Origin of the sequence: Kineosporia sp. R_H_3 (genome assembly GCF_002198675.1) — a bacterium.
GTDB lineage: Bacteria > Actinomycetota > Actinomycetes > Actinomycetales > Kineosporiaceae > R-H-3.
On record NZ_MWLL01000099.1, the window covers coordinates 16178 to 28678 of the forward strand.

Sequence of the window (12501 nt, forward strand, 5' to 3'; positions counted from 1 at the left end):
GCGGCCCGGGACGGGCCGTCAGCGCGTGACCGCCGCCGCCGTCCCGCGTGCGGAGACGTTGCCCGCACCGTCGACCGCCGCGACCGACCAGACGTGCGTCCCGGTCGGCGTCGTCACCTGGCGCGACCGTCCGTCGGCCGCCGCCACCTGCTCGCTCTCCACGCCGTCGAGGTACAGGACGTACCCGACGACCCCGGTGCCCGCCGTCCCGCCGTCGAGCGCAGCGCCCCACGTGAGGACGTCTGCGGACGACACCGCGACCCCGGCCGGCGCCTTCGGCCGCGTCGTGTCGACGACGAGGGCCAGCCGGCCTGCCTCGCTGAGCACCCCGGCCTGGTTGACCGCCGTGACGGTCACCGTCACCGCGCCCTCGGGCACGGGCACCTGGGCGCTCGTCGCGTTGCCGGAGGTCGTGGAGACGACCCGGCCGTTGACGCTGACCCGGTAGGCGACGACACCAGTCTCGTCGTCGACGGCCGGCGCCCAGCTGACGACGGGCGTCCGGGTCGCGACGACCCCGCCGGCGGACGGCGCGACGGGTGCGGGCGCGGACGGCGCGCTGGCGTCGAGCCAGGCGGTGAGCGTCGCCGGGGCCGAGGCGTTGCCGGCCGCGTCGACGGCCGTCACGGTGAACGTGTGCTGCCCGGCCCCGGTCGTCGTGAAGGTGGGCACGGTGACCGTGGCCGGCGTCCCGTCGTCGACCGCGACCCGGTACGACACGGCGCTGCCGCGGTCGGTCGCGGCCTTCCAGGTGAGCACGCCGGCCGCGGAGGCGGCGAGCCGGGACGGGGTGCCCGGGGCGGCGGTGTCGACGAGGACCGTGCGGGAGGACGACGGACCGGTGAGACCGGCGGCGTTCACCGCGGCGACCGCGACGACGAGCCGTCCGTCGGCCGTGGCCGTCACCGAGGTGCCGGTGGCGGAGGCGCCGAGCGGGCTCAGCTTGCGGCCGTTCACGGTGACGACGTAGCCGTCGATCCCGCTCTCGGCGTCGGTGGCCGCGGACCAGGTGACGGCGACGGTCCGGGACCCGGACGGCGAGCCCTCCGTCGGCGAGGTGATCGTCGGCGCCGTGGGGGCCGTGGTGTCGACCCAGCGACTCAGGGTGCCCGCGGCGGAGGTGTTGCCGGCGGCGTCGACGGCACGGACCGCGAACGTGTGCAGGCCCGGGGCGAGCGCGAGGGCCAGGCTCGTGCTCCCGGAGGTCACCGCGGCGCCGTCGTCGACGACGACCCGGAACGACACCGCCGTCCCGCCGTCCTTCGTCGAGCCCTTCCAGGTGATCCGCGTCCCGTCCCGGGGGACCGTGAGCGCGGTCGGCGCCGCCGGGGCGACGGTGTCGACGGTGACCTTCACCGACTGCTCGGCGGCGCCGCCGGCCGCGTTGAGGGCGGCGACCCTGAGGGTCGAGACCCCCTCGGGCAGCGTCAGCGGGTGGCTGAGGGTGTCGGCGCCGACGACGACCGGCTGTGCGGCGCCGGGCACGGTGACGCGGTAGCCGGTGACGCCGCTCTGGGCGTCGGCCGCGGCGGTCCAGGCCAGGGTCGTCGACCGCGAGGTGAGCAGGGCGTTCGCCGCCGGGGCGGTGATGGCCAGGCCGGTCGGGGCCGTCGCGTCGCGGACGAACGACGCCGTCGCCGTGGCGGACGTGTTGCCCGCACGGTCGAGCGCCTTCACGGCGACCGAGTGCGCGCCGTCGGGGACGGTGAACGAGACGGAGGTCGTCGTCACGCTGCTCCAGGCGCCGCCGTCGAGCGAGACCCGGTACCCGGCGAGGCCGGACGTCGCGTCGGTGGACGCCGTCCACGTCGCCCTGCTGCCCGCGACGGTGAGACCGGACGGCGCCGTGGGGGCGGTCGTGTCGGTGGTCACGGTGACGGCGGCCGAGGTGGCGGTCGTCGCGCCCGCGCCGCTCAGCGAGGCGACGGCGAAGGTGTGGGTGCCGTCGGCGAGGCCGGTCAGGGTGGCGGTCGTGGTCCCCGAGGGCGCCGTCGCGGCGGCGGTGCCGTCGACGAGGACGGCCGCGGCGGTCGCCTTGTCGACGGCCCAGGTGACGGTCGCCGTGCTGCCGGTGAAGGAGCCCGCGGCCGGCGTGAGGATCCGGGCCGGGCCGGCCGCGGTCGTGCTCGAGACGGTGAAGGTGACGACGGTTCCGGCCGTCGTGTTGCCGGCGTTGTCGGTCGCGTCGACCCGCACGGTGTGCGACCCGTCGGCGAGGGACGGGAGCGTCCAGGAGGTCGTCGTGGCGCCGACCCGGGTCCGGAGCACGCCGTCGACGTGGAGCGCGTAGGCGGCGGTCCCGGCGCCGCCGGCGTCCGTGGCGGCGGTCCAGGCGAGCGTCGAGCCGACGGGCACGGTCTGCCCGGCGGTCGGGGACGTGGGGGTGACCTTCGCGGGGGCCGTCGTGTCGTCGGCCGTCGGGACGACGCTCACCGTCGCGCCGGTCGCGGTGAGGTCGGTGACCTTGACCGACAGCCCGGTGCCGGGGACCGGCCAGACCGCCCAGGTCGGCAGGGACGCGTTCGCGAACGACGTCGACGGCTGCATGTCCAGGAGCTGGGACGCGGGGTAGCCCTGCGTCGAGACCCGTTGCCGCACCTGGACCCCCGCCCACTGCGACTGCCGCCAGTCCCGCCCCGCGGTCGGTCGGTACTCGACGTACACCGGGACGCCGGACGGCAGGTCGACCCGGACGGCGCGGTTCGCCGTGAGCTGCGCCGTCGGTGCGACGGTCGCGGTCGTCGTGGCGCCGGCGGTCGCCCGGGTGACGGTCGCGAATCCGAGGTAGTCGGCGAGCGCGACGTTGAGGTTGCCCGGGTTGTTGTTCCACTGGCCCGAGCCCATGACATCGACGGAGTCCCAGTACTCGTGGTTCGTGCACGTCGTCGAGAGCGCGACGCGGGCGCCGTTCAGCGTGCAGTCGGCGGTGTTCGCGTGGCCGATGCCGAAGTTGTGCCCGAGCTCGTGGGCGCTCACCTCGACGTAGGGGTAGCCGTTGATCCAGGTCCGGCTGCCACCGACGGTGCCGAGGCCGGCCCAGCCGCAGTCGCTGCGGTAGGGGAAGTAGACGAGGAGGTGCTGCGCGCTGCTCGTCGGTGCGGCGACACCGTGCGCGGCCAGGGCCGCGGAGTAGATCCCGGAGTAGTCGCACCCGCTCGGGGCGCTGATCGGCTTCCAGTCCAGCGCGGTGGCGGTCATCGTCAGCCGGGAGTTGGACTGCTGCTCCCAGAAGTTCGCCGTGAGGTTCGCGAGGTTCTGCAGCGTCGCCTGGGTCTGCGAGTCCTTGGCCGACCAGTAGACGGGCAGCACGGTGACGCTGTGGGCGCCGGTCGCGGTGGACGCCGCGGCGCGGCGGCGTCCGGTCGGTGCCGCCGCGGTGACGGTCGCGCTGCCGCGGCGCGGCGTGGAGACGGTGACCCGGACGGTGTCGCCGGACCGGGCTCCGGCGAGCCGGGCGCGGGTGGCGTCGGTGACCTCGAGGAGCCGGCCGCCGACGTCGACGAGCGTCTTCGTCTGCGCGCTCGTGTGGGTCGCCGTCGTCGCGGCGGCGGGCCGGCGGCCGGCGCCGGGTCCCGCGCCGGTCGGGTCGACGACGACCGTCTCGACCTTCCCGGTCGCCTCGGTGACCTCCGGGGCTCCGGCGCTCGTGGCCGCCTCGGCGACCCCGGGGACGCCGAGCAGGGCTGCCACGCAGGCAGAGGTGAGGATGGCGGTCCGTCGCCGACGCAGCACGGGCTCTCCCTGAACGCGACCGCCCCCGCAGCCGTCCGACACTGTCCCGACCAGCGTGCCGGGCGGGCCGCGCGGGCTCGCCCGGCCGGTGGTCGCCCAGACGGCGGCGCGCGGCGTGACGGTGCGTGCGCCGTCCGGACCCGGACGGCTCTGCGCGCACCGAACGGGTGCGGCCGGTCCGGGCACCGGAGGGGCTGCGGACCGGCGGGCGGTGAGCGGTGCGGCGTCCCGTCGTCCGACCGGGTGAAACCCCGTCGACGGGATCAGGTTCGTCAGGACGGCCCGAAGGCCTCCACCCGGACGGCGGACGCCGGGACGCCCGCGCGGACGAGCAGCCCGGTGGCGCCCTCGGCGAACGCGGCCGAGCCGCAGACGTAGACCGTGAGGGCGTCCGGGGCGGCCGTGACGTACGGGCGCAGGTCGTCGACGGTGAGCCGGCCGGGCGGCCGGGCCGCGTCGTCCGGTGCTGTGCGGGTGTGCGCGACCGTGACGTCCGGGGAGCCCGCGAGCTCCGCGGCGTAGAACAGGTCCGCGGGGGAGCGGACCGACACGACGAGGTGCATCGCCCCGTCACCGCCCGGCCGCCCGCGCTGCTGCCAGGCGCGCAGCACCGACGCGAGCGGGACGACGCCGCTGCCGCCGCCGACGAGGAGCACCGGCCGCTCGCCGCGCCAGACGAACCAGCCGCCGAACGGTCCGCGGAGCTCGACCCGGTCGCCGACGCGCAGCGAGTGCAGGTAGGGCGACAGCTCGCCGTCATCGAGCCGCTCGACGGTCAGGTCGACGGTCGGCGGGGCGGGCGGCAGCGCCGGTGCCGAGGCGACGCTGTACGAGCGCTGCGCCCACGACCCGTCGTCCCGCCCGACCCGGACGACGTAGTGCTGCCCGGGGGTGTGCGCCGGGGTGCCGTCGGGCAGGCGCAGCCGCAGCGTCCGGGCGTGCGCGGTCTCCTCGGTGCACGCCTCGACGGTCGCGGTGACCCACTCCCGGCGGGCCCCGCCGGGCGGCGGACGGCGGCCCACCGGGCCCAGCGTCGGCAGCGGCGGCAGCCCGCCGAGGGTCGGCAGCGGCGGCAGGTCGGCCGCTCCGGCCCCGATCCGGTCAGTCACCGTCGTACCGCTGCTCGGTCCACGGGTCGCCGAGCTCGTGGTAGCCGCGGGTCTCCCAGAAGCCGGGCTCGTCGTGGTCGAGCAGCCGCAGCCCGCCGACCCACTTGACGCTCTTCCAGAAGTACAGGTGCGGCACGAGGAGCCGGGCCGGCCCGCCGTGCGGCACGGGCAGCGGCTTGCCCTCGTGCTCCCAGACGACCCACGCCTTGCCGCCGGTGACGTGCTCGAGCGGCAGGTTCGTCGTGTAGCCGGTGGAGCTCCACGCGACGACGTGCGTCGCGGCGGGCAGCGGACCGGCCTCGGCGAGCAGGGTGTCGAGGCTGACCCCACCGAAGGACGTCCCGAGCTTGGACCACGTCGTCACGCAGTGGATGTCGCCCTCGTAGACCGAGGCGGGGAGCCGGTGGACGTCGTCCCAGGACCAGGTCCGGGTCGTGGTGACGAGCCCGTCGATCCGGAACGACCACTGCGACGGGTCGATCCGCGGGACGACCTCGGCGGTGAGCACCGGGAACGTGTCGCCGGCGTCGTACTGGCCCGGGGGCAGCCGGGGGTCGCGCTCGCGGGCGGTGCGGGAGAACAGGGACATCGACGGCTCCGGCGGTCTGGTGGCGGACGGTCTCAGGCGTCGGTGCGCAGAGGCGCGCCAAGCGTTACACGGAGGCGGCCGCGGCGCGCGATCGAGTTGCGTCGTCCGCAGGCAGGCGGATGGTGAGGGCGGGTGCCGGCACGGGCCCGGCGCGGCAGGACGCGGGAGGTGTCATGCGGACGCAGGAGGCGACGACGACGGTGACGGCCCCCGTCGCGGAGGTCGAGCGGTTCCTGACGGACGTCGAGCAGTGGCCGCGGTTCCTCGTGGGCCTCGACGCGGCGACCCGGGTGTCCCACGAGCGCTGGGTGTTCTGCGTGCACGACGGCAACGACCGCCGCGAGGCGACCGTCGCCGTCCGCCGGGACGCCGCCGGGCACCGGTTCACCTGGCGCTCCCTCGACGGGCCCGAGTACTCCGGGTGCCTGGCGCTGACCCCGGTCGACGGCAGGCACACGCGGGTGCACCTGGAGCTGCGCTGGCACCCGGGGACGTTCCTCGCGGCGCTCGCCGAGATGGTGCTGCCGCGCGGCGACCGGGCCGCCCGGGACCTGCGGGAGCTCGAGGGGGCGCTCACGGCGCGGTGAGCCCTCAGACCGTCTCGCTCAGGTCGAGGCGCATGAGCACCCGCGGGAACCCGCCGGAGACGGCGCCGGTGTCGGCGGCCTTCGTGAACCCGGAGGCCTCGAACAGCGCGCGGGTGCCGACGTACGCCATCGTCAGGTCCACCTTCGCGTCGCGGTTGTCGACGGGGTAGCCCTCGACGGCCGGGGCGCCGTGGTCGCGGGCGAACCCGACCGCGCCGCGGAGCAGGTCGTGCGCGAGCCCGCGGCCGCGGTGCCCGGGTCGCACCCGGAAGCACCACACCGACCACACCGGCAGGTCGTCGACGTGCGGGATCTTCCGGGAGCGGGCGAACGGCAGCCCCGCCCGCGGCGCGACGGCCGCCCACCCGACGACCTCGCCGTCCGCGTACGCGAGCACGCCCGGTGCGACGTCCTGGTCGCACAGGTCCCGCACGTAGGCCGCGCGGGCCGGCCCGACGAGGGAGTTGTTCGTCCCCGCGTCGAGCCGGTGGCTCAGGCAGAAGCACACCGACGACGTCGGGTTCTTGGGCCCGAGGATCGTCGCGACGTCGTCGAACCGGGTGGCGGGCAGGACCTCGACGGGCATGGGACGAGCCTAGGACCGGGTGCCGCGCGGTCTCCTGAACGGGTCGGGACCGGGGACCTCTGGTCGTCGGACGCGCTGGTGCACCATGCTTCCGCCATGCGGATCCATCTGCCGACGAGGTCCCGGAGGGTGCTGGCCCTGGGGGCGAGCGCCGCGCTGGCGTTGGCCGGGCTGGTCGTTGGCGCGCCGAGCGCGATGGCGGCGGCCTGCGACCCGGAGACCGTGCACTCGTCGGGCGACGTGGACGGCGACAACGTCTCCGACGTGGTCGTCGGGATGCCGAACGTCGGTGACGGCCGGGGCGGCGTCGACGTGCGCGGCACGAGCAGCCCCGATCGGCAGCTGACGACGGGCATGCTCGGCGGCAGCCCGGACGACAACGACCAGGTGGGGGCCGCCGTCGCGGTCGGCGACCTGGACGGCGACGGCTGCGCCGACCTCGTCGTCGGCGCACCCGGCGAGGGCACCGGCGCGGCCGGTCGGTACACCGGCCAGGTCCACATCGTGTTCGGCGGCACGAGCGGCATCGACACCACGACGGCCTTCGTCATCCCGAACGGCGCGGACCCGTTCGACCGCTTCGGGGCGGCGCTGGCGCTGGAGAAGCGCGGCGACGTGCACGACCTCTACGTCGGGGCCCCCGAGGCGACCGTCAACGGGAAGGCGAGCGCCGGCGAGGTCTACCGCTACACGATCACGCCCGGCGGCGCCCGCCGGGTGACCGTGACGGCCCGTGAGGTCCGCAGCCAGAACTCCGCCGGCGTCCCCGGCACGGCCGAGGCCGGTGACCGATTCGGCTCCGTGCTGGCCTCGGTGGGCACCGGCCGCGGCGTGCTCGTCGGTGACCCGCTCGAGGACGTGGGGACGCGGGCGGACGCCGGGTCCGTCTGGTTCCTGCGCGTCGGCAGCACCGGGGCCGCGGTCTCGTCGCAGGTCTTCTCCCAGGACACGCCCGGCGTCGCCGGCACGGCCGAGGCCGGTGACCGGTTCGGCGCGTCGGTGAGCATGCGCGGGCGGACGGCGGCCGTCGGCGTCCCCGGGGAGAACGACGGCAGCCGCGTGGACTCGGGGATGGTGCAGGTGATGATCCTGCGCGCCGGCAACGACCTCTTCTACGGCCACCGGGGCATCACCCAGGCCTCCTCGGGCGTGCCGGGCGCTCTCGAGGCCGGCGACCGCTTCGGAGCGCAGGTCGTCGTCGGCCTCGCGCTGCTCTGCGCGGAGAACATCGACATCGCCGTCGGGTCGCCCGGCGAGGACGTCGGGACCGCGGCGGACGCGGGCAGCGTCACCCTGCTCACCCAGACCGGGGCGACGGACTGCCCGGCCCGCGTGGTGCGCCAGGGCGCGGGGATGGCCGGGGCGGCCGAGGCCGGCGACGGCGTGGGCTCGGTGCTCACCATCGTGCGCGGCCGGACCGACCTCGACGAGGGCTACGCCGACCGCCTGCTCGTCGGCGTCCCGCTGGAGGACATCGGCACGAAGGCCGACTCCGGCCTCGTCCAGCCGGTCTCGGGCGGGATCGTCGACAACGGCGTGCTCCGCTCCACGCTGGAGTTCCCCGACGGGTACCTGCTCGGCGAGCGCTACGGAAGGGTGCTCAGCTCGTCGTCCGACTGAGTGCCCAGCAGAAGAGCCCGGCCCCTCAGAAGAGGATCCGGGCTCTGACTGCGCTGATCTGGTGGGCGATACTGGGATTGAACCAGTGACCTCTTCCGTGTCAAGGAAGCGCTCTCCCACTGAGCTAATCGCCCTCATGCTCGCACCGGTGTGGGGACCGGAGCGTGAGAGGTGGAGACGGGATTTGAACCCGTGTACACGGCTTTGCAGGCCGTTGCCTCGCCTCTCGGCCACTCCACCGGGTGCTGCCACCGTGAGGCTGGTGGGCCTCCGAGCGGACGACGGGATTCGAACCCGCGACCCTCACCTTGGCAAGGTGATGCTCTACCAACTGAGCCACGTCCGCACGATCTCCTGGCGACTTCCGCCGCCCTGAGCGCGTTCTGAACATTAGCCGACGTCTTGCAGGTGAGTCCAACTGACTTCCTCCACGAGTGGCGCGGGCGTGTCGGGCCCGCCGTGACGGCCGGACGGCGCCACGTGGAACTCAGCCCAGGACGCCGGGGGAGCGGGCGGCCCGGCGGGTAGCGTTCCGGTCCGTGACCGGTCGTCCCGAGGGTGCCGCGTGGTTCGCGGGCCGCCGCGCCACCGGGGTCGTCGACGCGACGTCCGACCCGGCCCGGCTGGACGCCGGCGGCTGGTGGGCGGTCGTCGCGACGTTCGAGGAGGAGTACCGGTTCTGGCGCTTCGCGGACGTCCGCGACGCACCCCTGCCGCCGCCGTCCGGCCCCTGGCGCGGCCCGGCGGCGGACTCCTGGCGCACCTCGCTCGACGAGCAGGCCTACGTCGCCGGGGTGTCGCAGATCCGGCACCGGGTGCTCGAGGGCGAGGTCTACCAGGTGAACCTCTGCCGGGTGCTCTCCGCGCCGGTCGACCCGGACGCCGACCCGTGGGCCCTCGCGGCCGCGCTCGCCACCGGCAACCCCGCGCCCTACGCGGGCGTCGTCGACGTCCCGGCGTTCGGCGGGGTGCCGGCGACCCGGGTCGTCAGCGCGTCTCCCGAGCTGTTCCTCGCGCGCGACGGGGACGTCGTCACGTCGTCCCCGATCAAGGGCACCGGACGCACCGCCGCCGACCTGCTGCCCAAGGACGAGGCCGAGAACGTCATGATCGTCGACCTCGTCCGCAACGACCTGCAGCACGTCTGCGTGCCCGGGACGGTCGAGGTGACCGCCCTGCTCGCCGTCGAGCAGCACCCGGGCCTGGTCCACCTCGTCTCGACGGTCCAGGGCCGGCTGCGGCCGGGAGCCGGCTGGGCGGACCTGTTCGCCGCGACGATGCCGCCCGGGTCGGTGTCCGGGGCGCCGAAGAGCAGTGCGCTGCGCGCCATCGCCGACCTCGAGCCGGTGCCGCGCGGCCCGTACTGCGGCGCCGTCGGGTTCGTCGACGCCGACCGGGGTTCGGCCCGGCTCGCGGTGGGCATCAGGTCCTTCTGGTGGGACGACGGCGAGCTCCGGTTCGGGACCGGCGCCGGGATCACGTGGGGCTCGGACCCGCAGGCCGAGTGGGCCGAGACCGAGCTCAAGGCCCGCCGGCTCGTCGGGCTGGCGAGCGGTGTAGAACCACGGGACGGACAGGTGGTGGCCACGGCGGCCGCCGCCGCAGGTCAGGAGGACCGATGACGACGACGGTGTGGGTCGGTGGGCACGTCGTGGCGGACGGCGGCCGGGTCGCGGCGCTCGACCACGGGGTGACCGTCGGGGACGGCGCCTTCGAGACCTGCAAGATCGTCGACGGCGAGGCCTACGCCCTGACCCGGCACCTGCGGCGGCTGCGCCGCTCGCTGGACATCCTCGCGATCACGCCGCCGGACGACGGGCAGGTCCGGGAGGCCGTCGCGCAGACGCTCGCCGCGGCGTTCGCCGGCGCGGGCGGGCCGCTGCCGCTCGGCCGGCTGAGGATCACCGTCACCGCCGGCGCCGGCCCGCTCGGCTCGGAGCGCTCGGACGTGCCCCCGACCCTCGTCGTCGCGGCCGCGCCGGCGGCACCGTGGCCCGGGCACATCGAGGTCGCGTCGGTGCCGTGGACGCGGAACGAGCGGTCCGCCGTCGCCGGGGCCAAGACGACGTCGTACGCCGAGAACGTCGTCGCGCTGCGTGCCGCGAAGCAGAAGGGGGCGCACGAGGCGCTCCTGGCGAACACCGCCGGGATGCTCTGCGAGGGCACCGGGTCCAACGTCGTCGTGCTCGAGGGGGACCGGCTCGTCACGCCGCCGCTGTCCTCCGGGTGCCTCGCGGGGATCAGCCGGGAGCTGTTCCTGGAGTGGGCGCGCGAGGAGGGGCTGCCCGTCGCCGAGGAGGACGTGCCGTTCGAGCGGCTCGCGTTCGTCGAGGACCTGCTGCTCACGAGCTCGACCCGCGACGTCCAGCAGGTGAACGTCGTCGACGGCCGGGTGCTCCCCGGCAGCCCGCTCGGCAAGGCCGCGGTGGACCTGTTCGCGCGGCGGGGTGCGGAGCGGCTCGACCCGTAGGCCGGGCGCAGGACGCCGCGGAGGCCGGTCCCTCGGGGACCGGCCTCCGGAGTACGTGTGCCGCGCGGGTGGGGACGCGGGCTTCAGGTCGAGGTCGTACGGTCGATCAGGAGAGCAGGCGGGTCAGCGCGGCGTCGAGGTCGAGGTAGGCGCTCTCGTCGCCGTCCGGGACGACGGCGGCGGTGCGGTCGAGGAACGACCGCACGTCATCGGCCGTTGCCTCGAGGACGGCTTGGCCGTCAGGAGACGTAAGGGAGATCATGAGCAGCTCGCGACCGGTGCCCCAGGACGGCCAGACGTGGACGTCCCCGTCACCGACGGGCGAGGCGAGCCCCGTGCGCAGCAGCTCGCGGGCGAACACCCACTCGACCTCCATGCCGTCGCCGGAGAACACGGCGCGGACGGCGTACGGGTCGGAGGCGGAGTACCTCAGGCTCACGGGGAGCGGGACGGCGTCCGCGTCGGCCACGACCAGCCGTAGCTGGACCGAGGACTCGACGTCTACGTGCGGCTGCATGATGCTCCCTCAATCAGTGGACCCCCACCCGGATGGTCCGTGCCCGCATCATTCCCCGCGAGCGTCGAAGCGAAACACTGCGCAGCGATCTGCCTACAGTGGTGCCGTGGGAGACCCCGCGAACACGCACAGTAGCGAATCCACTGCCATTCGGCGAGAGTCACATCCGATCCTGCGACGGGCACTCGCCTGGCGTGAGCGTATCCGCAGTAACCCTGCGACACGCCTCGCCTGGAAGGTCGTCACCGGTTTGGTCGGCACGACAGTTCTCGTTGCCGGTCTGTTCATGGTGCCTTTCCCCGGTCCGGGGTGGTTGGTCGTCATCCTGGGGCTTGCGATCCTCTCGACCGAGTTCGAGTGGGCGCAGCGGCTCCTGCACGTCGTCCGGGGGAAGGTCCGCGCCTGGACGCACTGGGTGGGCCAACGGTCGATCCCGGTCCGGGTCCTCATCGGCCTCGCGACGGCGGCCTTCGTCGGGGCGGTCCTGTGGGGCGTCTTCGCCGTCCTCGGGGTGCCCGAGTGGGTGCCCGACCAGGTCGTCCCGCCGCTGCCCGGGTTGTAGGCCGACGGCGTCCCTGCACCACCGCGCGGCGCGTCGCCAACGGATTGGTCGAGAGCCTGTCTCGTTCGCTACGATCGTGCGGTCCCGAGCAGTACGGCGGGACCGTCCCGGGCGATTAGCTCAGCGGGAGAGCACCTCGTTCACACCGAGGGGGTCACTGGTTCGATCCCAGTATCGCCCACCGTCGAGAAGGACCGATCCGTCAAGGGTCGGTCCTTCTTCTTGATGGGGGAGTGGTGGCGCAGCGCGCCCGTAGAGCCTGCCCATGATCGCCGGACAGCCGTAGGCTCGGCGACATGCCTGGCCCGCAGCCGGAGGTCGACGCCCCGGGCGACCACGACACCGCACCGGAGCGAGAGCAGAGCCGCCGCCGACACGTCGCGCCGGCTCTCTCCGCGGTCGTCATCGTCATCGCCCTGGTCGTCGGTCTCCTCGCGTGGCGGTCGGCGTCCCAGGCCCGCGACGACGCCGTCCTGCTGCGTGCGCACGCAGAGGTGGTGTCGGACGTCGCCGGGCGCTACGACGCTTACGAACGGTCGGTGGCGCTGTTCCTGTTCAGCGGGCGGCCGGAGGTCGATCCGGGGCCGGTCCCGGCGGGGCCCTTGGCCACACAGGTCAGCGAGGTGGCCCGGATGGTCGACGGCGACGAGGCCTCTCTCGAACAGGGCGGGATCGGCAGCTCCTACGGCGGCGCCGACCTCACGGCCGCGTTCTCGGGGTGGTCCACCG

The 12501-nt window shown here is 74.9% G+C and carries 11 protein-coding genes and 4 tRNA genes; 7 read left to right on the forward strand and 8 right to left on the reverse strand.

The features are described from left to right. Positions 1 to 18: 18 nt before the first annotated feature. The 3 genes from ECOMGDLI_RS09055 to ECOMGDLI_RS09065 all read right to left on the reverse strand — a co-directional run bounded on the left by ECOMGDLI_RS09055 (position 19) and on the right by ECOMGDLI_RS09065 (position 5430). A complete protein-coding gene (locus ECOMGDLI_RS09055; protein WP_088316257.1) occupies positions 19 to 3690 on the reverse strand; it encodes an Ig-like domain repeat protein in 3672 nt (1223 codons plus the stop codon). Positions 3691 to 4004: 314 nt separating this feature from the next. Further along, the gene (locus ECOMGDLI_RS09060; protein ID WP_198954709.1) at positions 4005 to 4841 is read right to left on the reverse strand and encodes an FAD-binding oxidoreductase; all 837 of its coding nucleotides are present in this window, start codon (positions 4839 to 4841) and stop codon (positions 4005 to 4007) included. Then, positions 4834 to 5430 carry a sulfite oxidase-like oxidoreductase gene (locus ECOMGDLI_RS09065; protein ID WP_088316259.1) on the reverse strand — a complete coding sequence of 199 codons (597 nt, stop codon included), beginning with the start codon at positions 5428 to 5430 and terminating at the stop codon, positions 4834 to 4836. Before ECOMGDLI_RS09065 ends, ECOMGDLI_RS09060 begins: the two co-directional genes overlap by 8 nt. A gap of 173 nt (positions 5431 to 5603) precedes the next feature. On the opposite strand from ECOMGDLI_RS09065, the gene ECOMGDLI_RS09070 reads away from it, so the two are divergent. Beyond that, positions 5604 to 6017 (forward strand): SRPBCC family protein, encoded by a 414-nt coding sequence (locus tag ECOMGDLI_RS09070; RefSeq protein WP_158220951.1) that lies wholly within the window; start codon positions 5604 to 5606, stop codon positions 6015 to 6017. A 4-nt stretch (positions 6018 to 6021) separates the two neighbouring features. Here ECOMGDLI_RS09070 and ECOMGDLI_RS09075 read toward each other — a convergent pair whose 3' ends face one another. Next, on the reverse strand, positions 6022 to 6603 hold the full coding sequence (locus ECOMGDLI_RS09075; RefSeq protein ID WP_088316263.1) for a GNAT family N-acetyltransferase: 582 nt from the start codon (positions 6601 to 6603) through the stop codon (positions 6022 to 6024). 96 nt (positions 6604 to 6699) lie between these two features. Here ECOMGDLI_RS09075 and ECOMGDLI_RS09080 point away from each other — a divergent pair, with 96 nt between their 5' ends. Beyond that, on the forward strand, positions 6700 to 8223 hold the full coding sequence (locus ECOMGDLI_RS09080; RefSeq protein ID WP_088316265.1) for an FG-GAP repeat protein: 1524 nt from the start codon (positions 6700 to 6702) through the stop codon (positions 8221 to 8223). A gap of 59 nt (positions 8224 to 8282) precedes the next feature. On the opposite strand, the gene ECOMGDLI_RS09085 is transcribed toward ECOMGDLI_RS09080, so the two are convergent. The 3 genes from ECOMGDLI_RS09085 to ECOMGDLI_RS09095 form a co-directional block, all read right to left on the reverse strand. After that, positions 8283 to 8357 (reverse strand) — tRNA-Val (locus tag ECOMGDLI_RS09085). A gap of 35 nt (positions 8358 to 8392) precedes the next feature. Then, positions 8393 to 8463, reverse strand: a tRNA-Cys gene (locus ECOMGDLI_RS09090). Between the two features lie 33 nt (positions 8464 to 8496). After that, a tRNA-Gly gene (locus ECOMGDLI_RS09095) sits at positions 8497 to 8569 on the reverse strand. A gap of 193 nt (positions 8570 to 8762) precedes the next feature. Between ECOMGDLI_RS09095 and ECOMGDLI_RS09100 the strand changes: the two genes are divergently transcribed. Next, positions 8763 to 9845: a chorismate-binding protein gene (locus ECOMGDLI_RS09100; protein WP_088316267.1), complete on the forward strand. Its 1083-nt coding sequence runs from the start codon at positions 8763 to 8765 to the stop codon at positions 9843 to 9845. Then, on the forward strand, positions 9842 to 10693 hold the full coding sequence (locus tag ECOMGDLI_RS09105) for an aminotransferase class IV (RefSeq protein ID WP_088316269.1): 852 nt from the start codon (positions 9842 to 9844) through the stop codon (positions 10691 to 10693). The genes ECOMGDLI_RS09100 and ECOMGDLI_RS09105 overlap by 4 nt, the downstream gene beginning before the upstream one ends. Before the next feature lie 106 nt (positions 10694 to 10799). On the opposite strand, the gene ECOMGDLI_RS09110 is transcribed toward ECOMGDLI_RS09105, so the two are convergent. Beyond that, positions 10800 to 11210 (reverse strand): SsgA family sporulation/cell division regulator, encoded by a 411-nt coding sequence (locus tag ECOMGDLI_RS09110; protein ID WP_088281446.1) that lies wholly within the window; start codon positions 11208 to 11210, stop codon positions 10800 to 10802. Between the two features lies 1 nt (position 11211). On the opposite strand from ECOMGDLI_RS09110, the gene ECOMGDLI_RS35855 reads away from it, so the two are divergent. The 3 genes from ECOMGDLI_RS35855 to ECOMGDLI_RS09125 form a co-directional block, all read left to right on the forward strand. Further along, the gene (locus ECOMGDLI_RS35855; protein ID WP_088316279.1) at positions 11212 to 11772 is read left to right on the forward strand and encodes a TIGR02611 family protein; all 561 of its coding nucleotides are present in this window, start codon (positions 11212 to 11214) and stop codon (positions 11770 to 11772) included. Between the two features lie 109 nt (positions 11773 to 11881). After that, positions 11882 to 11953 (forward strand) — tRNA-Val (locus ECOMGDLI_RS09120). Positions 11954 to 12068: 115 nt separating this feature from the next. After that, positions 12069 to 12501: hypothetical protein (locus ECOMGDLI_RS09125; protein WP_143447599.1), on the forward strand; the 433-nt coding region annotated here is incomplete at its 3' end.